Source organism: Psychrobacter sp. N25K4-3-2, from assembly GCF_015351755.1.
GTDB classification, from domain to species: Bacteria; Pseudomonadota; Gammaproteobacteria; order Pseudomonadales; family Moraxellaceae; genus Psychrobacter; species Psychrobacter glaciei.
The window spans coordinates 139,288-161,906 of sequence record NZ_JADKLX010000003.1; the positions used below are offsets into that span (position 1 = coordinate 139,288).

General features: G+C 44.1%; 20 protein-coding genes. 7 read left to right on the top strand and 13 right to left on the bottom strand.

The genetic code is table 11. The annotated features are described in order from the left end of the window. Positions 1-23 precede the first annotated feature (23 nt). Positions 24-926, top strand: a complete 903-nt coding sequence (locus IOD06_RS08470; RefSeq protein ID WP_194620558.1) for a hypothetical protein — start codon at positions 24-26, stop codon at positions 924-926. 91 nt (positions 927-1,017) lie between these two features. Here the strand turns inward: IOD06_RS08470 and IOD06_RS08475 are convergent, their stop codons facing one another. The 8 genes from IOD06_RS08475 to erpA all read right to left on the bottom strand — a co-directional run bounded on the left by IOD06_RS08475 (position 1,018) and on the right by erpA (position 9,823). Further along, positions 1,018-2,193 (bottom strand): type III PLP-dependent enzyme, encoded by a 1,176-nt coding sequence (locus tag IOD06_RS08475; protein WP_010197659.1) that lies wholly within the window; start codon positions 2,191-2,193, stop codon positions 1,018-1,020. 110 nt (positions 2,194-2,303) lie between these two features. Continuing rightward, complete coding sequence (def, locus tag IOD06_RS08480; RefSeq protein WP_194620559.1) at positions 2,304-2,858, bottom strand: peptide deformylase; 555 nt, start codon at positions 2,856-2,858, stop codon at positions 2,304-2,306. Positions 2,859-3,057: 199 nt separating this feature from the next. Continuing rightward, positions 3,058-3,312 carry a GlsB/YeaQ/YmgE family stress response membrane protein gene (locus IOD06_RS08485; protein WP_010197661.1) on the bottom strand — a complete coding sequence of 85 codons (255 nt, stop codon included), beginning with the start codon at positions 3,310-3,312 and terminating at the stop codon, positions 3,058-3,060. Positions 3,313-3,726: 414 nt separating this feature from the next. Further along, on the bottom strand, positions 3,727-5,247 hold the full coding sequence (mpl, locus tag IOD06_RS08490; protein ID WP_194620560.1) for a UDP-N-acetylmuramate:L-alanyl-gamma-D-glutamyl-meso-diaminopimelate ligase: 1,521 nt from the start codon (positions 5,245-5,247) through the stop codon (positions 3,727-3,729). A gap of 371 nt (positions 5,248-5,618) precedes the next feature. Then, positions 5,619-6,257, bottom strand: coding sequence for a copper resistance protein NlpE N-terminal domain-containing protein (locus IOD06_RS08495; protein ID WP_194620561.1), 639 nt, complete (start codon positions 6,255-6,257; stop codon positions 5,619-5,621). A gap of 692 nt (positions 6,258-6,949) precedes the next feature. After that, entirely contained in the window at positions 6,950-7,477 is a 528-nt protein-coding gene (locus IOD06_RS08500; protein WP_010197670.1) for a disulfide bond formation protein B, read from the bottom strand. 74 nt (positions 7,478-7,551) lie between these two features. Continuing rightward, positions 7,552-9,126: a glutamate--cysteine ligase gene (gshA, locus tag IOD06_RS08505; protein WP_194620562.1), complete on the bottom strand. Its 1,575-nt coding sequence runs from the start codon at positions 9,124-9,126 to the stop codon at positions 7,552-7,554. Between the two features lie 316 nt (positions 9,127-9,442). Beyond that, positions 9,443-9,823: an iron-sulfur cluster insertion protein ErpA gene (gene erpA, locus IOD06_RS08510; RefSeq protein WP_227669969.1), complete on the bottom strand. Its 381-nt coding sequence runs from the start codon at positions 9,821-9,823 to the stop codon at positions 9,443-9,445. Positions 9,824-10,241: 418 nt separating this feature from the next. On the opposite strand from erpA, the gene IOD06_RS08515 reads away from it, so the two are divergent. Next, positions 10,242-12,263, top strand: coding sequence for an ABC-F family ATP-binding cassette domain-containing protein (locus IOD06_RS08515; RefSeq protein ID WP_194620563.1), 2,022 nt, complete (start codon positions 10,242-10,244; stop codon positions 12,261-12,263). A gap of 99 nt (positions 12,264-12,362) precedes the next feature. On the opposite strand, the gene IOD06_RS08520 is transcribed toward IOD06_RS08515, so the two are convergent. Beyond that, positions 12,363-12,725 carry a septal ring lytic transglycosylase RlpA family protein gene (locus IOD06_RS08520; protein WP_189583719.1) on the bottom strand — a complete coding sequence of 121 codons (363 nt, stop codon included), beginning with the start codon at positions 12,723-12,725 and terminating at the stop codon, positions 12,363-12,365. A 183-nt stretch (positions 12,726-12,908) separates the two neighbouring features. Between IOD06_RS08520 and IOD06_RS08525 the strand changes: the two genes are divergently transcribed. From IOD06_RS08525 to IOD06_RS08535, 3 genes are all read left to right on the top strand, one after another. Further along, positions 12,909-13,097, top strand: coding sequence for a hypothetical protein (locus tag IOD06_RS08525; protein ID WP_194620564.1), 189 nt, complete (start codon positions 12,909-12,911; stop codon positions 13,095-13,097). A gap of 255 nt (positions 13,098-13,352) precedes the next feature. Then, complete coding sequence (locus IOD06_RS08530; protein WP_194620565.1) at positions 13,353-14,375, top strand: DnaJ C-terminal domain-containing protein; 1,023 nt, start codon at positions 13,353-13,355, stop codon at positions 14,373-14,375. A gap of 84 nt (positions 14,376-14,459) precedes the next feature. Next, a complete protein-coding gene (locus IOD06_RS08535) occupies positions 14,460-14,792 on the top strand; it encodes a chaperone modulator CbpM (RefSeq protein WP_189583697.1) in 333 nt (110 codons plus the stop codon). A gap of 74 nt (positions 14,793-14,866) precedes the next feature. Here IOD06_RS08535 and sstT read toward each other — a convergent pair whose 3' ends face one another. From sstT to IOD06_RS08555, 4 genes are all read right to left on the bottom strand, one after another. Further along, complete coding sequence (gene sstT / locus IOD06_RS08540) at positions 14,867-16,069, bottom strand: serine/threonine transporter SstT (protein ID WP_189583694.1); 1,203 nt, start codon at positions 16,067-16,069, stop codon at positions 14,867-14,869. A gap of 325 nt (positions 16,070-16,394) precedes the next feature. After that, entirely contained in the window at positions 16,395-16,871 is a 477-nt protein-coding gene (locus IOD06_RS08545) for a DNA polymerase III subunit chi (RefSeq protein WP_194620566.1), read from the bottom strand. 65 nt (positions 16,872-16,936) lie between these two features. After that, complete coding sequence (locus tag IOD06_RS08550) at positions 16,937-18,589, bottom strand: leucyl aminopeptidase (RefSeq protein ID WP_194620567.1); 1,653 nt, start codon at positions 18,587-18,589, stop codon at positions 16,937-16,939. A gap of 316 nt (positions 18,590-18,905) precedes the next feature. Beyond that, positions 18,906-19,511 (bottom strand): cysteine hydrolase family protein, encoded by a 606-nt coding sequence (locus IOD06_RS08555; protein ID WP_194620568.1) that lies wholly within the window; start codon positions 19,509-19,511, stop codon positions 18,906-18,908. A gap of 496 nt (positions 19,512-20,007) precedes the next feature. Between IOD06_RS08555 and lptF the strand changes: the two genes are divergently transcribed. Continuing rightward, complete coding sequence (gene lptF, locus IOD06_RS08560) at positions 20,008-21,309, top strand: LPS export ABC transporter permease LptF (protein ID WP_320157431.1); 1,302 nt, start codon at positions 20,008-20,010, stop codon at positions 21,307-21,309. Next, positions 21,306-22,532 (top strand): LPS export ABC transporter permease LptG, encoded by a 1,227-nt coding sequence (lptG, locus tag IOD06_RS08565; RefSeq protein WP_194620569.1) that lies wholly within the window; start codon positions 21,306-21,308, stop codon positions 22,530-22,532. The genes lptF and lptG overlap by 4 nt, the downstream gene beginning before the upstream one ends. Positions 22,533-22,619 lie beyond the last annotated feature (87 nt).

Here is a 22,619-nt window from a genome sequence, read left to right on the forward strand (position 1 = left end):
TGAATAGTGGTGAGGATAGGCGTATGAATAAGGCTAAATTGACTATAAAAGCTAAGCTCAGTAGCGCTTTGACTTCTCTCAAAAGTGTTAGCTACGTACGTCAAACAGCATTTACCCTGACCTTTAGCGTAATCATAGCTATCTTACCAGCCACCGTACAAGCGGCCACTTACCAAACCTACGTCATTCATACCTATGGTGGCGATGCATTATTGCCATCAGTCCGTCAGCAGCTAAATACCAGTCGCGATGGCGGCACGGTTGCAACCTATCAGGATAAGCTGGTACTCCGCACGACTGCCGCCAACTATCAAGCAATACAGCAGCTATTGAGCAAAATTGACCGCCAACCACAAGCGTTAACGGTCGTTGTGCGTGTGGGCAATAATAGCAGTACCCAAGGTAGCATCCAGCAAGGGCGAGTTATTATCACCAATCGCGGTATTCAAGGCGCAGGCGTGATTAACCAGCGCAACAGTCAACAGCAAGGCAATAATTTATATCAAGTACAAACGCTGTCAGGCAGTGCCGCGAGTATCAGCACAGGCACGCTCTATGCGCTGACTCAGACTAATACGTACCCAACTTATAATCGCCCGTCGGGACAGATTATTATTCAGCAGCAAGTATTATTGCCAACGACGCAAGGTATTGCCGTTACGCCAAGGCTGCTTGCCAATGGTCAAGTCGAAGTGCAGTTATCACAAGTTGAAGAGAGGCTCGTGCGTTCTAATGCGTCTTATAATCAAAATAGCCATCAAGCCATTCAAGGTCAGCGCTTAGATAGTACTATTATCGTGCCACGTGGACAGTGGGTGACTATCGGTCAGATTTCACAGAATAGCCAAACCCAACGCTCAACTTATGCAAGTAATCGCGCTATGAATAATACTAACAGCATGCCAATCTGGATAATGGTGCAGTAGCATTGCATGGATTAATATTGTTTTTGGCATAAAAAAGCGCGGCACTGCGAATCACAGTACCGCGCTTTTTTTAAATAATACTGACGAAATGCTAGTCAATATAAATCACTTCTAACGGTGGAAAACCATTGAACTCAACAGACGAATACGAGTTAGTATAAGCGCCAGTGGTTAGCCAAAAGATTTTATCACCAATTTCCAGCTCTTCTGGCAACTGATAGCCTGCTTCTTCATACATGATATCCGTTGAATCACAAGTTGGACCGGCTAACACGACCGTACCTTCGCTGGTTGACGTTTCCATCTTAGGCGTATAAACAGGATACTTGATCGCTTCACCCAAGGTTTCAATTAAGCCTTGGAATAAGCCCACATCGGTGTATACCCAACGCGTCAAGTCGGTGTTCGACTTACGCGAAATGAGCACCACATCGCTGACCAGCACCCCTGAACCACCAACCAATGAACGACCTGGTTCTAGGATAATCTCTGGCATGTCTTCGTCATTATAGTCATCCGTCAAATAACGAGTGATTTCTTCAGCATAGACTTTTACAGGATTGACTTCGCTGATATAGTTGGCTGGAAAGCCGCCACCTAGGTTAATCATTTGTAGCTTAATATCTTCTTCGTTTTTCATCCAGTCAAACATATATTTGACCTTGGCTAAGGCATCATCCCAAGCGGCAACGTCTTTTTGTTGGCTACCCACATGGAACGAGATGCCATAAGGCACCAGACCCAAATCACGGGCTTGAATCAACAGCTCAATCGCCATATTCGGATGACAACCAAACTTGCGTGATAATGGCCATTCAGCGGTCTCAGAGCCTTGTACTAAGATACGCACAAAGATTTTTGAACCAGGGGCATGCTTAGCAATATTTTTTAAATCGGCTTCTGAGTCAGTCGCATACAAATCAATGCCTTTCTCAAATGCATATTTGACATGTTCCGCTTTTTTGATGGTGTTGCCGTAAGAAATACGCGATGGCTCAACGCCGCAGTCGAGGACACGGTCAAGCTCATAAATGGATGCACAATCAAAGTTTGAACCAAGCTCGGCCAGTAAATTAATGACCTCAACTGCAGGGCTGGCTTTCATCGCATAATGCAACTTGGCATTCGGAAAAAAACCAACCATTTCATGATATTTGGTTTTAATACGGCTAAGGTCCACCACTAAGAATGGGGTTTCGCGACCTTCGGCAGCTTTGGTGAATTTCTGCCAGCCGGCAGGGTCAAAATATTGGTCAATTTTGATCATGGTCATGGTAGGAAACCTTTAATAAAAACAATATGTGGTGGATAATATAAAATAGCGTTGCTTTAGAATGGTCGAGCAAAAATCCCCAAATGATCTAAAGACGGGTTGTATTAAGCATTGGTGGTTTGCGGCTGTTTTTCAGCGGCTTGCTCGCCTTGTTTTTCACGTATTTTGAGCACTTTACGAACTTTGTCACGCGCTCGAGTTTGTTTGAGACGTGATAAATAATCGACGAATATGACCCCGTTCAAATGATCCATTTCATGCTGAATACAGACGGCAAGTAAGCCTTCTACTTCTTCATCGATTTTTTCACCATTCTCATCTAAGGCTTCAATACGCACTTTATTTGGGCGCTCAACACTGTCATAGACTTCAGGTACGGACAAGCAACCCTCTTCGTACGGTTGCTTTTCTTCCACCAATGGCGTGACTTTCGGGTTAACAAAGACCTTAGGATCATTTTTGTCTTCTGACAAATCGATAACGATGAGCTGAATATGACGATCTACTTGACTGGCAGCCAAACCAATACCTTGGGCATCATACATGGTCTCAATCATATCAGCGATTAAGGTTCTTATTTCAGCAGTGACTTCCTTGACAGGCTTTGCAAGGGTGCGTAAGCGCGGGTCTGGATAGCTTAAGATAGGGAGTAATGCCATACGGCTCACCTCAATAATAAATATAAAATAGTGGAGCTATTATAAGATAAATGGGGACAAAAGTAATGCTTATCAATGCCACCTGTTGATATCGCTGTGTTTATGTCGCTATGGATAAGCGCAATACAGCCAGACAATAAAAAAGGTCTCGCTTATCGCCAGACCTTTTTTTGTCAATCGTATATCACATTAAACGTGATTAGATACGACGCTTGCTCATAATCATCTCATAGATGAATAGTAAGATTATGGCACCGATTACTGAGAATATTAGACCAGTAAAACCACCGTCAGCATTTATGCCGATTAGTCCGGCCAAGAAGCCACCTACTAAAGCACCAACAATACCCAATACAATGGTCATTATCCAGCCCATGGGGTCACTACCTGGCTTGATAGCTCGTGCCAATAAACCTGCGACCAAACCTACAATAATCATCCAAATAAAGCTCATATCATTCTCCTAAATTTATTATCAATTATATGTTATTTATTAATTCGTTTATTAATTTCGATAACTACATTGTAGGGACTGTCTAGAACTAAAGGTAAGCGCGAAATGTTACCAGTGTATGAGCTGTGTGAGGAAAACTATCGATTTGCTAAGATACACGTAGGATAAGTAAATGAAAGGTTAAGAAGGTAGCGAAGTCGCAAACGTAGCTCATAGTTTATGACTTATGACTTATGACTTATGACTTATGAGTTATGGCTATTGCAAATGCTGAGACATCCCAAAGTAATCAAAAAGTCTGATAATAAAAAAGCGTTGCTTATTCATAATAAGCAACGCTCTTATTCAAAACCAAATCTGTACTAACTAGGGCGTGTCATCAATTAGCACATTGATACATTTTACATAGCTTTTTTATATAGCTTTGTTATGTAGCGCAGTTAATAAGCGTTGATGAATACCTTCAAAACCACCATTAGACATAATCACAATGGCATCACCAGCTGTTGCATGCGTGTCGATATGTTCGATAATGGCATCGACACTAGAGAGCACTTGTTGATTGCCCATAGTAGAGCTTGTCGCATTAGTGCCTGTAGCCGTGGCCTTATCAATGACGTCTTTTAGACCCCATTCTAGTCCTGTCGGCTCATACCACAGTGTATAGTCGGCGAGGGCAGCAGACTCAGCCAAACTGTCTTGATGAATGCCCATTTTCATGGTGTTACTACGTGGCTCAATGATGGCCCAAATACGTCTGTTCGCCAGTTTCTTTTTGGCACCATCTAACGTAGTGGTAATGGCAGTGGGGTGATGGGCAAAGTCATCAAAGACTAAAATGTCATTTACCTCACCGATCAGCTCCATTCGACGTTTAATACCAGCAAAGGCAGACAATGCAGCGCAAGCCGTTTTGACACACACACCAACATTATAAGCTGCCGCAACAGCCACCAGCGCATTATTCACGTTATGAATACCGCTCATCGACCAGTCGACGACTCCCGTGGCGTCTTTATCAGCAGCGTCAGCAACAAAACTTACGCTAAACTGACCACCATCTTCGCTGATAAGCTCAGCCTGCCACTCGCTGTTATTGTCTAAATTATCATCTTTTACATTGATAGCGTTTGCTGCTGAATCGAGCACGGTGGTTCGCCAAACGGGTGTCCAAACGCCTTTTGCCAACGTATCCTCTAAGCTAGCAGTCGCTGTCGGCATAATGATTTTACCAGTGCTCGGAATCATGCGCACCATATGATGAAATTGGGTCTGAATAGCATTGAGATCCGCAAAAATATCCGCATGGTCAAATTCAAGGTTATTTAAAATAGCCGTACGCGGGCGGTAATGAACGAACTTTGAACGCTTATCAAAAAATGCAGAGTCATACTCATCTGCTTCAATGACAAAATAGCCAGTATTTGCCGAATCGTCATTATCAATTTTTTCAGCGCCCAAATAACTGCTGTGCGCGAAGACCTGCTGTAAACGCTCATCAGTGGTATCGACAAGTGGCACACCGCCGATTAAAAACCCAGTGTCGATGCCTGCATAGTGCAATATCCAAGCGAGCATGGTAGTTGTGGTGGTCTTGCCATGAGTGCCTGCTACGGCTATCACGTGGCGCGATTGCAACACTTCCTCAGATAAAAACTGTGGCCCTGAAGTATAGCGTAGTCCGGTGTCCAACATATATTCGATGACATCCATGCCGCGCTTCATAGCATTACCAACGACGACCAAATCTGGCGCTGGTTGCAAATGCGCCACCAGATAGCCTTGCTCAATGGTCACGCCCGCGTTTTCAAGTTGGGTGGACATCGGCGGATAGACATTGGCATCTGAGCCTGTGACCGTATGTCCAAGCTCGCGCGCCAACAAGGCCAACGAGCCCATAAAAGTACCACAAATACCAAGAATATGAATATGCATAGACGTTCCGTGCGAGCTTAAATGAAGAGAATGAAAATACAGTATTATCCCAAAAGTTACCGATATCAACCGTGGCTTTTTAGGACATACTTAACCTAAATGTCGCTATGACTGGTTATATTACTGTAGCAAGAACTAAAAGTAATCGCCAACCAATCAGGAGGGCAGACAAGGGCTTATTGTAAAGTAAACACTGTTGGATAACCAATAAAAAACGCCCGATAGATAGGCGTCATTCAACGGATAGTTTGGCTTATTTAGCATCATTGGATGCCGCGATATTAGGGTATGTTTGATCCTTCGACGATGGTATTGAAAGCGCCTGTTTATGGCTGTTCAACATACCCTAAATATTTTGTGCCGCTGCTTTTTTATTTGCGTGACAACGTGTAGTCGTTGTCAGGTTTTTTATACTCGTTTATCATCACCAAATGGTTGTCTTGGATATGGTAAGTTTCGATATTCTTGCTTTCATAAACAATCGTAATCGTATCATTGTCTTGTCTATAGATACCCGACTCAAGCAGTGGCTGGCGCGGCGGCTCAGCATTGTTATAGAGGCTCTTTTTTAGTACTGAGCCATCAGCAAACAAGTTCAAAGTAATGTCGATATTATCGCAAGACGAGCAAGGAACCATACCACCATAATCGCCCATCAATGTAGCTTGTAGCGCACTATCATTATTTGACTCTGAAATCATCGGTACGCTACGTGCATGCGTGTCATCAGTGGGCTGTGCGGCGCTAATAAGGGATTGTCCAGTATCTGCATTAGCCAGCGCATCAGCATTCGCTTGCCTATTGTCTTGCGAGTCATCTGCGACCCCTTGCAGGTCAGAGCGCTCCGCATTATCGACGGGGGCAACTTTAGTGCTCACCCCTTTATTAGTCGTAGACGAAGAACTGTCGCAACCGAGAAGTAGCAAACAGATGGGCACCGCTAACAGCAGTCGACCAGAGCGTTTTATGGTTTTAGAAGTAGTAGAGAAAATAGACGTAAGATATATCATGGCATACCAAAAACAGTTTTTAATATAGATTCTAGAAACGTTACGAGTACTGTCAGTTAAGATCGATTTGGCGCTATTATCAGAGACAAAAGCGGACAAGCTTACCGAGACTAAATCAGCATTAGGCGCTGATAGTATGCGTTTATCGGTTGGTATCGATCAGTAATAGGGTCAAGCTTATTAGGGCGTGTCTTCAATTCACTCGATAGTCATCTAAATGGGCTAAAAATGGCTAAATCTTGCCAAACATCGTCAAATAGCTGGTTAATATCCCGATATTATCTGCGCTATTTTTCTTGTTTGACGGCAATTTATCTCATTTTTATCACCATTTTTGAAATGAAGACACGCCCTAGATATTTAACTTATTAGACATGGTACTTATTAGGCAATGGCTTGCAGTTAATGACAGGATAGCCAAAGCATATCCTTATGCCAACTGTGCACATAAGCTTTCATACAATATCAAAGCATCACAGATGCCTATGTGGACTTTTTGTTATCAAGCGGTATGATAAAGAGGATAAGTGGGATGAAGGGGCAGTGAATGCAGTGAACAAGGGCGTTTAGAATTAGTAATGACGATAAAGAAAGAATAAAAAAATGGCAAACCTCTATATCTAGAGAGTTGCCATTTTATGAAAAGATAAAGGGTTACCGTTTTATTGAACCGTCAACCGCTTCAGTTATCATTAAGCACGACGAACAGCTGCGGTAGGGCGGATGATACGCCACAATATCAGTACGTGTACGATTAATAGAATACTAAAAAGAATCAGTGATTGCTCAGGAATACTTAAGCCCATAAGTGTCCAGTCGACAGAGGCGCATTCGCCAGAACCTGCAAAAACTTCTTTAAACACTTGCAGAATAGGAAGGGTGTCCATCCAATAGTTCAGACCTGGACCACACGAAGGGACTTGATCGGCAGGTAGATGTTGTAACCAGACATGACGCGCAGCAACCGCAGTCGCCCAGCCAATACCTGCTAAGCTACCAAGCCATAATATGAGTCTTACCACTTTAGATTTTGGATTAAACAGTGCTGATATTAAGGCAAAACCGCCCATTACTATGAGGCCAACACGTTGAAAAATACAAAGTGGGCAAGGTGATAGACCCAGATGGCGCTGTAAATAGAACAGCGCAAAACTCATTCCTATCACTGCCATTAATACTAAAAATACTTGCAAGTTACGATAAGTGGTTAGCTGTTGCATTGGTCGAATACTCTTATAATATAATCAATAAAACACTATCAATAATAAAAACGATGGACAATAACAAAGGTTAATTAGCGGTACTGTTGTAAGAAGTCCATAAAGTCTTCTGTTTCAGCCACTTCAATCTCTGCTTGCTGAAGTATTGATTTTTCAGCCAATACTTCATATTTGGCTTGGGTATTGGGGCTAAGGGTTTGCTGCAATAGAGAGTCACGATGTTGCTGCGCTAGGGTAAAGCCCAGCTGCCATAAACTGCCTAGACGTTTGCTATCAGAGTTTACTTGCGCCGATATGGTCGACTCAGAATGTCCCGCTTTGCCTTGCATCAACGCCACCGCCGCACGGTAATCATTGCCACCATAATGCGCATCAAGTAGGGCTGCTAGTGGTTGCATACGACCTAAGTGCATCAGCATCCAGCTTTCTAGTGACTGCTCCGCACCATTGTTAATGATGTGCAAATTGTCACGGCGACCTTCATTGACCACGCGCTCAAGATTGATGGCCAAAGCTTCTTCCTCTTCAGGCATCAATTCAGGCGAATCATTCAGTAAGCAATACAGCGCCATCACTTCTAAGAAACAAGCGCTAGATAGACGGATACCGATATCGCTATACGGATCAAGATCGATGGCGCGGAACTCGACGTAAGCAATCCCGCGACGCTCAAGTGCCTCGGTAGGGGTCTCGCCACTCATCGCAATTTGTTTAGGACGTATCGGGCTATAGTATTCATTTTCTATTTGCAGAATATGATTATTAATCTGGATAGGATTGCCATCAGCATCATTTAAACCAAGCTTCTCAAAGCTCTCATGTGGCGTTTGAATCGCACGGCGCAGTCCAGCGACATATTCTGGTAGATAGTTATAGCGGATATCGAGGTGCTCTTGCACACTATTGGTATAGCCAAGCTTGCCCATACGTAGGCTAGTGGCGGCAGGCTTATAATAGGTTGAATCGTTCAGCAGCTCCAAATCGTGCTCGCGACCTGATATAAAGCAAGGGCACACACTTGGACTGGCACCTAGCAAATACAGTACCAGACTGGTCAAACGCTTGAAGTTGCGAATAAGCCCTAAATATTTCTCGTTCTTGAAATCTGTCAACGTTTGGGTTGGGGCGGCGGGTGCTTTCGCTTGCCACGCTTCAAACAGACCATCACCGAAAGATAAGTTGTAATGTAGGCCAGCGATGGTCTGCATGCGGCGACCATAACGGATGCCTAGACCACTGCGATATAGGGTTTTCAGCTTACCAGTGTTAGAGCTGCCATAATTCGCCAATGGGATATCTTCATCTTTGGACGACAGCATACATGGCATAGACAGTGGCCACATCAGCTCACCCTCAGGCATACCTTGATACACCAATACGTGCAGCTGACGCAGCATGTTTAGCGTCTCTTTTGGGGTGGCTTTTGGGTCGGTGATGAGCTCAAGCAAGCTCTCTGAATAATCAGTAGTGATAAAAGGATGGGTAAGTTTTGAGCCCAATTTGGCTGGATGCGGGGTCTGTGCCAAAAAACCATCAGGCTTAACGCGTAAGCCCTCTTTTTCGATACCGCGGAGCATACCCGTTAAATGCTGAGTATCAAACCAATTGGGGATTTCAAAGCTAACAAAGCTAGGCACAAAATTACTCATAATAGTCATCTATTGTTATTTGTTATGGCGGCTCAAAACACGACTGGTGTATGACCATCAAAGAGGTGGGTATTTAGGTTGATAATGACGTCAGTTTAGCTCAAAGCGACCCTGAAAACCACGGACAATTACAAATACAATAAGCTTTAGGCGAAGTGATTTGTCTGGATTTCGGCACTTTTTTTTAGGCAAACTGGTCAAGAATACAGCTTTGTTATTGCTACTAGGTCTTTATAAAAAAAGCATCTACCCGAGAGATAGATGCTTCGACTGTCATATTCTAGGCTATTTAACATAGTGCTACAGTCTATTCAGATTAAATAGAGAATGACGAACCACAGCCGCAAGTCGTGGTTGCATTTGGATTGGTCACGACAAAGCGTGCGCCTTCTAATCCTTCGGTATAGTCAACGGTAGAGCCTTGCAGATACTGATAACTCAGCGAATCGACAACCAAGGTCACATCGTCATTGTCAAAGTTGGCATCATCTTCATTCAACTCATTGGCAAAGTTGAAACCGTAAGAAAAACCTGAGCAGCCACCGCCAGTCACATAGACGCGTAGCATAAGATCGCTATCACCTTCTTCTTCACGTAGGCGACGTACTTTTTGTGCGGCACTATCGGTTAGGCTTAATATCGTTGGATCTACTGGTTGGCTTGAGCTTGGGCTAAATTGGTTGGCTGATTCGTTCATATCTACCTCAGTTGCTAGGATCAAATGCGGTCGTCGTCCTGTTTGGGTTTGCAACTGACATCGTTGCAAATAAAGATACGCGCGGCGTTTGATTCGATTGGGTGCTGTCGTTATGGCAAAGTCGTTGCAATATTATAAGGTTGGTATTTGGGCTACTACTATATTAATAGTCTGCTGGCATTAATCTTTTGGCAGTATATCATAATGGGGGTGACGATTCGTTTGTCAAGAGTGACAGTCGTCAACGCGGGTTTTATGACAGGCTTTTTTAGTATAATAACTGATTGGTTTTGAAATAGTTATTTAATCGTTTGCCTATAAGGCAAGCGTTTGAAATAATAGCCGCCAGTCAGCATGCCAGATGTGTGTTTTTCTTATTGCCTTATATTTTATATTACTGTTGAGATGAAGAAATTATATGATCGAATTTAAAGACGTTGGTGTTCGCCGTGATGGTCGTGAATTGTTTGCAGGTGCAAGCTTCCAGCTCCATCCGGGCCACAAAGTTGGCTTAACGGGCAACAACGGCACTGGTAAATCGACCTTGTTTGCTTTACTGCTGACTCGAATGGGCACTGGCGATACCGAGGTCACACTTGATAGGGGCGAAGTGAGCATCCCTGATAGCTGGCATGTGGCGCATATGGCACAGGAAGTTGGTGCCAGCGCACAGTCTGCGATTGATTATGTATTGAGCGGTGATGAGCAGTGGTATGAGATTAATGCCTCTTTGAATGATTTGAGCAGCGTTAGTGATGAGCAGATTGGGGTGTTGCATCAGCAGTTCGACGAAATTGATGGGTATCGCACACCGACCAAAGCCGCGCAAATCATGGCAGGTCTTGGCTTTAATACGAGCCAGCATGAGCTACCAGTAGAAGGGTTTTCGGGTGGCTGGCGCATGCGTTTGAACCTTGCCAAAACCTTGATGAGCCGTGCTGATCTTATGTTACTCGATGAGCCAACCAACCATTTGGATTTGGATGCGATTCTGTGGCTAGAAACGTGGATCAATGCGTTTACCGGTCTAGTGATCGTCATCTCGCATGACCAAGCATTTTTGGATGCGACGGTTGGTCATATCCTTCATGTAGAACAACAAAAAATCACCCTGTATACGGGTAACTATCAGCAGTTTATTCGTACTCGTCATGAGCGTATGGCGCAGCAGCAGCAAGCATTTGAAAAACAAGAAGCAACCAAGGCGCATTTGGATGACTTTATTCGTCGTTTCCGTGCCAAAGCCAGTAAAGCCAAGCAAGCCCAAAGCCGTATCAAGCAACTTGAACGTATGGCTGAGCTGTCACCAATGATGGCGGACAACCCGTTCTCGTTCCGCTTCTACGAGCCAGCCAATATGAGCTCACCGCTGATTGAGTTGACCAAAGCAGATATTGGCTATAGCGACGTACCACTGCTGCATAATGCCAATGTGCAGGTGACGCCAGATACGCGTCTCGGCTTACTAGGCATGAATGGCGCAGGTAAATCAACACTTATTAAGGCATTGGTGGGCGAGCTTGGCGTATTAACAGGAACGTATCGTGTCTCTGATACCCTTAAACTTGGCTATTTTAACCAGCATCAAATGGATATTCTTGATGCCAAGGCAACCCCAATAGAGATGTTGCGTCGTCTAGCAGGCAAAACGTCTGATGCGATGCTACGTTCGTTTTTGGGTAGTTTTGACTTCCGTGGAGAGCGCATTGATACCCCAAGTGAATTATTCTCTGGTGGTGAGCGTGCGCGTTTGACGCTAGCATTAATTGTTTGGCAACGTCCGAACGTCCTCGTCCTTGATGAGCCAACCAACCATTTAGACTTACAAATGCGCCAAGCGTTGACCATTGCCTTACAAGGCTTTGAAGGGGCAGTGGTACTGGTTTCGCATGATCGCGAATTGATTGCGAATGTCTGTGATGATCTGTTTTTGGTACATGATGGTATTATCGAAGAGTTTGATGGTGACATCAGCGACTATGGCAAGTGGCTGGCAGAAAAGCGTAAACAAGAGAATTCACCAGATAAAAACACTGGCAAGAAAAAAAGCAAAAAAGAGAGTAAGAAGTTTGTTTCACGTGAAACAGATAATAGTCAAATCAGCAATAAAGCGTCTAATGCACCCTCAAAAAACAAAGCCGCTGAGCCTACGCTTAGTAAAGAAGAGCAGCGGAAACTGGCCGCCGAACAACGTAAGCTGACCGCACCAATTCGCCGTGAAATTGAAAATATAGAGAAAGCACTGGCTAAAATTGATGCGCAGTTAATTGCTCTAGAAAAAAAACTGGCCAACACGGATCTCTATGAAGACAGTCGAAAGTCTGATTTATTGGTGTTGCTCAATGAGCAAACCGCGCTACAGCAGCAGCACAGCGACCATGAAGAAAAGCTATTGCTAGCGATGACCACGCTAGAGGAAATGGAAGCAAATGCTCGTTAAGCAATATGGTTAGCACAATTAACGGCTTATTGTATGGTCGCTAATTGATAAAATCAGACATAAAAAAGGGAGAGCGTTAGCTCTCCCTTTTTCATTACATTATTCCTTACGGTATCTACCATCACCATAAGAGAGTATCTTCATACTGGTCGTACAAAGTTGACAGTCTATCTTACCAGCAGCTGCTTTAGATAAATCAAGAATGCGTCCTCGGATGAAAGGTCCTCTATCCGTAATTTTTACTATCACGCTCTGCTTTGTCTTTCTATTGGTCACTTGTACCTTCGTACCGAATGGCAACGTTCTGTGCGCCGCAGTCAAGGAGTTCATGTTGAAGATACTGCCACTGGCTGTGCGCTTACCATGAAACTTATTACCATAATAGCTGGTGTTACCGGCAAAAACGGTGGTAGTCAGCAGTAGTGATAAAGTGATAACTAAAGACTTGATGAAATAAGACATTTAATACCTTTAAACGATTTATAAAATAGACAGATAAGCTTGCCTATATTATTCATACTCCCTATGAGTATAAACATTATATTCATTTTACAATACATAGCTTGTCATATCCTTACCGTTCTGTAAAAGAACGCTAGAGGTCACATATTCACATATCGAAAATTAAGAAAATGGACCGTTAAAGTGCAAAATACAGCACGAAATCCAAAGAAAAACCATTGTGTTGTAGATGATATTAGCAGTGATTTGAGCAACATTTTTATAGTGGTTAGGCCTTATAAAATAGTGGCTGTGGCTGAATCTTTAATCAATTTATTAAAAGAACTTAACGCTGTTATATTTTTAGTAAAAACTGAACATAAGTTAATGTAAATAAAACTTGCCAGATTCTTACATTTTTGTAAAGCGTATCAACTGGGATATTATTCTAGGGCGTATCTTCATCTCAAAAGTGGTATGTTGAACAAGTTGCGATGGTTTTAGTCGCTGCTGCCATGATTTTTTTTGGCGAGAATTTCAGCAGACCCCAATATAATGACGCAGGCGAAAAATTAAATATTTATTCATTATCCCCATATTATGTATTAACTGAATTTATTAGAAATAAATACGATAAGGAAAAACAATATGGCAGAGAAAAATTACTATGACATTTTAGGGGTCAAAAAAGACGCCTCAGACGCCGATATCAAGAAAAAATACCGTAAGCTCGTCCGTCAATTCCATCCTGATGTCAGTGACGATCCAGACGCTGACAATAAGATAGCTGTGATTAACAACGCTTATGAAACCATCCGTGATAAAGACAAGCGCGCTGAATACGATGCGATGCTAAACAATCCGTTTGCTGGTCAAGGTGGCGCTAGTGGTTTTGGTGGTCAATCAGCGGGCAGTGGGCAGGGTGGTTTCCGCTGGGAAGACATCAAAGATCAGTTTGGTGAGGGTGAAGCGTTTGGCGATGGTAGCTTTCGCTTCGATGATATCTTTTCTGCATTTGGTCGCGGTGCACGTGGCTCAACGAATGGGCAGGCAGGTGGTCGCTCTCAAAATGGTGGCTTTGACCAATTTGGTGGCGGTTTTGGGACGCAAGATAGCAAGGGTCAAGATCAACATGCAGAGATTACCGTTGATTTGTCTTCGGTGTATAGCGGTGACGACTACAGTATTAAATTAAACGTTCCGGTTCGTCAGCCTAATGGCAGTGTCGATTACGAAAATAAAACCCTCAAAATTAAAATTCCTAAAGGCATCACTGATGGCAAACAAATTCGTTTGACAGGTCAAGGTGCGGCTGGTGGCGGTAATGGTAAAAACGGTGATTTATTTTTAAAAGTGAAAATCCGTCACGCAGACAATATTCGTATCGAAGGTGTTGATGTTTATCAAACCGTCAACATCGCCCCATGGGAAGCCGCCTTGGGTGAAAAAATCAACCTCACGACACCAGCAGGTACGCTTGGTGTGACGATTCCTAAAAACAGCAAATCCGGTAGCAATTTGCGCTTAAAAGGTAAGGGTATCCCTGCCAAGCAAGCGGGCGATTTGTATTTAACTTTAAACATGGTCAACCCTGATATCAGTACCGAAACCGCTACCCAAGCTTATGAGCAGCTGAAACAAGCTTTTTCTGATACCAATATCAGTCGTTAATGACCGCCAAGAAATACTTAAATCGAAGCAGAGATAAAGACCATACGATAACAATAAAATAAAGAGCAAACGAGGATAATCGCTATGAAACACTCGCCTGAATTTACCGATATTATCATGAGCTTAGATGAGCTAGTATCGGCCTGTGGCCAAGAGCGCCAATGGGTTATCGAATTGATTGAAGAAAACATCATCGAATATGATGTGCCAGAACGTGAGCAATTTACTGGCTATCAGCTAACGATTGTACGCCGCGCATCGCGTTTGAGTCGTGATTTTGAAGCCAGCGTGCCAGCGATTGGTTTGATACTAGAGCTATTAGGTGAGGTGGAGCAACTCCGCCAATTAAAACATCAGCTAGATATGCAAGCACCAGTGATTGAAGTGGATATTGAACACTCAAAGCATCCGCATTAGCAGTAAATAGTAGACAATAAAAAAGGGCCTTATTAGACCCTTTTTTATTGCCAGAATGAATAACGGGCTAAAACTTAACGAGAATACGTTGGATCAGCAGCTGCCGTAAATAGTACGTCAGTTGACGAATTCAGTGCTGTTTCTGCCGAGTCTTGTATCACACCGATGATAAAGCCAATTGCCACCACTTGCATGGCGATTTCGTTTGGAATACTAAACAAGCTCGCCGCCAATGGAATCAGTAGTAACGAACCACCAGCGACACCAGATGCACCGCAAGCACTAATCGTTGCCACCAAACTTAGCAGAAGCGCTGAAGCAAACGTCACTTCGATACCCAAGGTATGCGCCGCTGCAAGTGTTAAGACGTTGATCGTAATCGCCGCGCCTGCCATATTAATGGTCGCACCCAGTGGAATCGTCACCGAATAAGTATCTTCGTGCAGACCCAGTTTACGCGCAAGGTTCATGTTGACGGGAATGTTGGCAGCGGAACTACGCGTAAAGAAAGCTGTAATTCCTGACTCACGCAGGCAAGTGAAGACCAGCGGGTAAGGGTTTTTGCCAGTCTTAACAAGGACGATAATAGGGTTGGCGACCAAGGCGATAAATAGCATACAACCGACGAGCACCATCAAGATACGCGCATAACCAGCCAACGCGCCAAAGCCTGTCTCCGCGACGGTATTGGCAACCAAGCCTAAGATACCAAAAGGCGCTAAGGCAATGACCCATTTCACCACTTGTGAGATGGCATCCGCGAAATCACCGACGACAGTACGAGCCGTATCGCTGGCTTGACGTAGCGCAAAGCCAATGATGATTGCCCATGCCAATATACCAATATAGTTGGCTTCAGCAATGGCGCTGATAGGATTGGCCACCAAATTCATCAGCAGATTGGTCAACACCTCTTTTAAGTTCGCCGGTGGTACTTGCTCGATAGTAGCGTTCACCAACGTCAGCTCGGTCGGGAATAAGAAGCTTGCGCCCACCGCAGTCAGGGCGGCCAAAAAAGTGCCGAACATATACATAATGAGCACGGGCTTAACGAAGACTTCATTGCCGCTACGATGCTGACTAATCGCTGCGATGACCAAAGTAAATACCAGTATCGGTGCCACCGCTTTTAGTGCACCCACAAATAGCGTCCCTAACAAGCCTAATGCTATACCAGTATCTGGTGCTAGCCAACCAATCAGTACGCCTAATATCAAACCAATAATAATGAGCGGCACCAGCCCTATACGCTGGTACATCGCAATTAGTGAACGCATCTATACATCCTCGATTTAGTCAATACTCCAAATTATTTATAAATGATGACCGCATTAACCTTGCTTAAAATACGCATTGTACGCTCGGTTGCTTGGTCGCCATTTTGAAATAATTCGACTGTAAATAAGACGTTTATAGTGAAAACAGAAAAATAATCGAAGGATGGTAGCATTTTTTAGGATAAGAGCCTACCTTTACCACCAACCGACATAGGCGGGACAGATGAAGGTAGAGACTTAATATGAGAAAAATTGACGTGGATTCTCTGATAAGAAATCGTGCTTTTCGTGAGAAATGAGGAGGAGTTAGGGCGCAGGCTGCAACCTAAACTTTAAAATGCGTCAGCTCATAGCCTAGTTGTTGATAAGCCTTATACTTGTTCCGACCTTCTTGAACACTGGTCGCGTCAGGTTTAATCAGCTCAAGAATACGAGTAGGTTGGGCATTGCTGGTTGCTTGCATAAAAGCATTGACGGGCTGTGCTGTTGTATTAATAACGATACCGTTGAAATCTGCTGGCATATAGCCGCCAAGCAATACAGGCGCCAATCGTTTGTTAATATCAACCTCAGAATCATCGCCTTCAGCCTTGTTAGCTAAAAGGCGTTGATGCGGTATAAAACTTGTCGCTTCTTGTGCCCATAGCGCCTCATCAAGCGTCGATGATAATTCTGCGTCATCACCCACAAGAATGAGCAGCGATTGGCTGCTTTTATTGAGTGCCGTTTGGGTCAACTGACAAATAAAGCCCAAGAAATCTTGGGCTTTACTGTCGCTTAATACATAAAAGCTAACTTTCATAAACTGATTTTCATAAAGTAGTTTTCATAAGTTGGTTGTTCATAAGTTGGTTGTTCATCAACGGATTAGACCATATTCGCGCTGTTTTTTAAGTATTGCATAAATAGCGGCACAGGGCGACCAGTCGCGGCTTTATCTTTGCCTGAGTTCCATGCCGTGCCAGCGATGTCTAAATGCGCCCATGCTTGACCTTCTTCGACGAAGCGCGACAAGAAACAGGCAGCAGTGACGGCACCTGCACCTTTACCACCGATGTTTTGCATATCAGCAATAGGCGAGTCGATCTGTGCTTGATATTCGTCATCCAACGGCATATGCCAGATGAGATCGCCAGATAGGTTGCTGGCATTTTCTAAATCAAATAAGACATCTTCGTCATTACTAAAGACAGCCGAGCGGACATGACCCAGTGCAACCACGCAAGCACCGGTCAATGTGGCGACATCGATGATAGTTTTTGGTTGATAACGCTGTACGTAGCATAAAGTATCTGCCAATACTAAGCGACCTTCCGCATCGGTATTTAATATTTCAACGGACTTACCATTCATGGCTTTTACGATATCGCCTGGGCGCGTGGCATCACCTGATGGCATGTTTTCTGCACAAGCGAGAGCGCCAACGACGTTGATCGGTAGACGCGCTTCACATAAAGCTTTTATCGTACCGAGTACAGACGCTGAACCACCCATATCAAATTTCATCTCATCCATCGCCGCGCCGGGCTTGATTGAGATACCACCTGAGTCAAACGTGACGCCTTTACCGACTAATACGATAGGCGCGTCATCACTTGCTGCCTGCACAGTGTCATCGTTCTTTCTAGAGGCTTTTTTGTTAGCAGCCTTGGTGGGTAGTTTATCAGTCAAGGCTTTTAGGCCGCCACTAACTTTGGCACTGCTAGTCGTGGATTTACCAGCGTCGGCGCTAAAGTTTGACTTACCGCGATACTCCATGAGTACCAGCTTACCTTCTTTGGTAGAGCCTTGCGCGACTGCTAAGAAGCAATTCATGCCCAGCGCTGACATCTCGTCTTCACCCAGTACCGTGACTGTTAATAGGTCAGGGTAGGTTGCTGCTAGCTCTTGTGCTTGTTCTGCCATGTAAGCTGGGAAGCAGATGTTACCTGGTTCATTGGCTACATCGCGAGTCAAGCTTTGACCAGCGAATACTGACTCTGCGAATTCTAATGCTGGCTGTAGTGATTCGTCAGCTAGTAGATAAATATCAGTTAGCGCAGGCGTGCTTTGCTCAGATTTGTATTTGTCAAAACGATAGGTAGCGGCCAACAGATTGAGGGCAAACTGACCAAATTGGTTTTCTTCAAGCGTGTCGCCTAACGCAACGGTAATAGAGGATACCCGTTTCTGTGTGCTGCTATAAATGGTTTGAGTGATTTTTTGCAAGACTGTATTGTTGAGCTTATCAACGTTGCCAACACCGACCAATAATAGCTGGATAGGGTTTTGCTTAGTGGTTTTTTTATCACCCGCTAGCGCATAATCAACTACCGTTTCGCCAGCTTTACCGTTGAAGTGCGAGACTTCGATCAATTGTTCGATACGGGTGCTATAGTCTGCCAACACCGATTCAGCAAGGATGTTTTTTTTGTCATCGATTAGGACGACTAGGCAGGCCTCGTCTTTATTTTTGGCTTCTTTTTTTAGAATTTTTTGAGTATGAGTTTTTGGCAGGTGCTGAGATAATTTAATATTCATATAGTTATCCTTATTAGAGTTATAAATTTAGAAGTGCAAATCAGTGATGAAGACAATATCAGCATTTTACTACTCTTATGTCGTCTCACTATTTTTTAAATTGCTTATTATTGTAGTGTAGCATATCAGCGAATCGCTGCGCAGTCGGCAAGGGTTAGGTAATGTTTTCGTTTAAATTTGCTGCGCTATCTTGCTAAGGCGTATGGGACGTTCTACGACGGGTCTGCTAGTGGCTGAAAACGAGCTGAAAACAAGCTAAAAGTAGGCGGCCGCCATACTATCGAATGTATGACGATTACGCACAGTAATAATTACATTAATTATTAACCAAGTCGTCAGTCGCAACCAAAGCCGCAAATCTATCTTGCAAGGCCGCCATGGCAGTATCGTGCATCACTTCAGCGCTGATGCCTTCTCTTTTAGCACTAGGAAGTGCGCGAGTGGCACAGGCATCATGGCAAACAAAATTATCAAAGCCTAAATCAAACGCTGCTCTGACGCTAGAGCTGACACACATATGACTCATAAAGCCTGCAAAAATAATCTGTTTTTTTCCGGTCGCTGAGATAAGTGCTTGAAGCTGAGTGTCATGAAAGGCATTAGGATGCTTTTTGGTGATTATTTTTTCGCCATCCATTGGTTTTAGCTCGTCCACAATAGCGACGTTAGCAGACAATGGGTCAAAAACATTGCCATTGTCTTCGCCATGATGAGCGATATGAAAGATAGGAACGTCTTGCTTACGGGCTTTATCAAGCAATAGGCGCGCGTTTGCAGTGGCTTTGCTGCCTGCTTGACCTAATGGCATGGCGCCATCGACATATTCGTTTTGATAATCAATAAAGACGATAGCGCAGTTTGACCAATCAAGGGTATCAAATTCGCCACCAGCCAGCTCAAGTAGGGTAGAGGGATTAGACATTTTATTTATGCTCCAATAATTGTGGTAGAGATGAGTATTGACAATCAATCAGTCTAGCAATTAATGCTACTCATATTTGTGACTTGATACGAATGACAAACAAACCTTTCTAAAAGCAAAAACACTGGCTAATTAAATTGACGCAATACCGCAGCCAGTCATGCCTTACCATTTATGTGATTTATTGACTACTGGTAACGTCTACCAGTGTTTATTCATGCTGAATCATGCGTCATCAGCAAGGCTTGGGTGATTTTTTAGCACACATTTCACAGTCATTTTTTATCAAAATATGCTAGCATTAGCGGTTACGTTTATCGCTTATCTTTATATCATTTGACTTATAAGTGGCACCGTTACGTTGATATCTATTTAAGTGTTTGTCTGTTTAGGCATTTGAGTAGCATTAAACTGGTAACACCATACTATTGCGCTTGGCTCTGTCAGTCAGCACGCGATACACCGTCCACATATCCACTGTTAAAGAGTACCTATTGTGATATTACGCCGCTACATGACCCAACAAGTTGCCTCAACCACCGCTTTGGTATTGGGGTTTTTGGTGGTTATGATGCTTGGTGGCCGTCTGATACGTTACTTTGGCATTGCCGCAGAAGGCAATCTAGATATCAGCTTATTATTTACCATCATTGGTTATAACTTGCCGTATTTTTTAGAGCTGATTTTGCCCTTGGCTTTTTTTATTGCTCTAATGCTGGTATTTGGGCGCTTATATGTCGATCAAGAAATGGCGGTTATCAACGCCAGTGGTGTCTCACGCGGCAAGCTGGCTCGGCTGATGACTCCCTTGATACTGGCCTTATTCGTTGGCGAGGCTGCATTATCAGTCGTCGGAAAACCGTGGGGTGTACGCTCATCTGAGGCTATTTGGCAGCAGCAAGCCTTTACCAGTGCCTTTGATTTGATTCGCCCCAATGAGTTTATCAGTAGTGGCAATTACCATCTCTATGTTGGCAGCCTTAGCGACGACAAAAAACAGCTACAAGACGTAATACTCATTCAGTCTGAGCCAAAAGCTAAAGGTAGCAACGCTAAAGCGGCTGCCATGGATGTCGATAATACGATTGATCCTGAAACCGCAGAACAATTAGCGATTCCAGATGTACCGCAAGCGCTGATAAGCAAGGGCGATAAAAACATAAGTAAAGACACCATTACTTTGGCCAAAAGAGCCGAGCAAGTACAGACAGGTGACAAGGGCGTGACCCAGTTGGATTTATTCCAAGGGCGTCGTTACGAGGTCGGCGCGGGCAGCTTGAAGTATAACCAAGTCGGCTTTGATCGCTATCGCATTACCTTGACGGAATCCTCACAAGATGTGATCACCGAAGACAATATCGAAACCCAAGCAATCGGACCGTTATGGCAAGCGGCAACTGGCAGTGCCCAGTTCGGTGGTGAAAATGCGCTGCGTGCGGCACAGGGTGAGCTTGGCTACCGTTTTGCTTTGCCGTGGTTGATGATTATTGCACCGATGCTCGCTGTACCACTGGCGCAAGTACGTCCGCGCCAAGGTCGTTGGTTACGCCTATTTCCTTCGATTTTATTGTTTGTCAGCTGTGCGCTGGGTATCATTTCACTCAAAAACGCTGTGAGCAAAGGTAGTGTGAGCGTTTGGGCATATGCTTGGCTGATTTTAGGATTTATGGTATTGGCACTTTATATGAATTGGGGTAGCCGTGTGCAGCACCGATTGCGCTTTCGCAAACCAGAGAATGGGTCTCTAACAGTCACCGATCATCAAAGTAGTGGCTCACAAGGAGGGCAGTCCTCATGAGTGCTTTATTCTCTAAATCTCCCAATTCTAACTCGCAAAACGCGAATGCTAAGTTTGCCAAAAAACCTGCCAATCTAAAAGTCCTTAGCCGTTACGTCAAACTGAATGCTTTGCTAGCAATCGTCGGAGCGGTTATAGGTCTGTGGGCATTACAACTGGTATTTTCTTATTTGTCTGAGCTGGATTCGTTAGATGATAGCTATACGATGGGTGAGGCGATTAAATATATCTTTTATCGCTCGCCTTATTTTTTAGAGCAGTTTATCCCGACGGGTGCATTGCTCGGTGCAGTGGTCGGCTTGGGTTTACTCGCCAATAAAAGTGAGTTGGTCGTCATGCGTGCCGCTGGCGTTAGCGTTTATCGCATCGTTGGCTGGGTATTACAGCCTGCTTTGATTTTTGTACTGCTTGCCTTGCTCATCAATCAGTTTATTTTGCCGCACTCTAATCAATTGGCAAAAGAGATCAACGATGAAGACAGCACTTCGTTGGTCACATCGGTGCGTGGTTATTGGACAGTGCAACCACGTTTTGAGAATACAAAAGCTGGTCGTACCAAGCCGGATGGTAGCGATATTTTGTATATCGATTATGCCGATGTACAAGGTAATATCGGCGAGGTCAAACGTTGGCATTTAGACAATAATGGCAATCTACAAACGGCTGTTCACGCTGAGGGTGGGCAGTATATTGGTCGCGAACCGCTGGATACAGTCAGTAGCCAGCCGAGCGAGCAGTATCGTTACGAGTGGCAGCTGAATAACATGACCAAGCTGATGATTAATCAAGGCTTTGAGAGTAGCCAAGCGATCTCGCCGTCAGATACCTTAAGCTTGCCCTTTGCGCCTGAGTCTGTGTATTTACTCACCCGCAAAGCCGAAGATCTGTCATTGACCCAGCTATACGAGCATCGTCAGTTTATGCGCCAACAAGGTCAACGCTCTTTGAGTCATGAGCTGGCATTTTGGCAAAAATTGCTATCACCATTATCGATATTGTCGTTGGTGATCGTTGCTTGCTCCTTCGTCTTTGGCTCATTGCGTACACATAGCTTGGGCTTGCGTATCGTGGTGGCATTATTGTTTGGCTTGCTATTTAGTTACGTGCAAGACTTGGTTGGCTTTGTCTCATTGGCGACTGGATTTTCGCCATTATTGATGGTGCTACTACCGATCATTGCCAGTGCGATATTGGGTGGGTATTTGCTTAAACGGCAGATGTAGCGAGATATCATTTGCCATAAAGAAGCCCGCTAAAACTATATGTTTTAGCGGGCTTCTTATTTGTGTCACGTTCAAAAATTTATATCA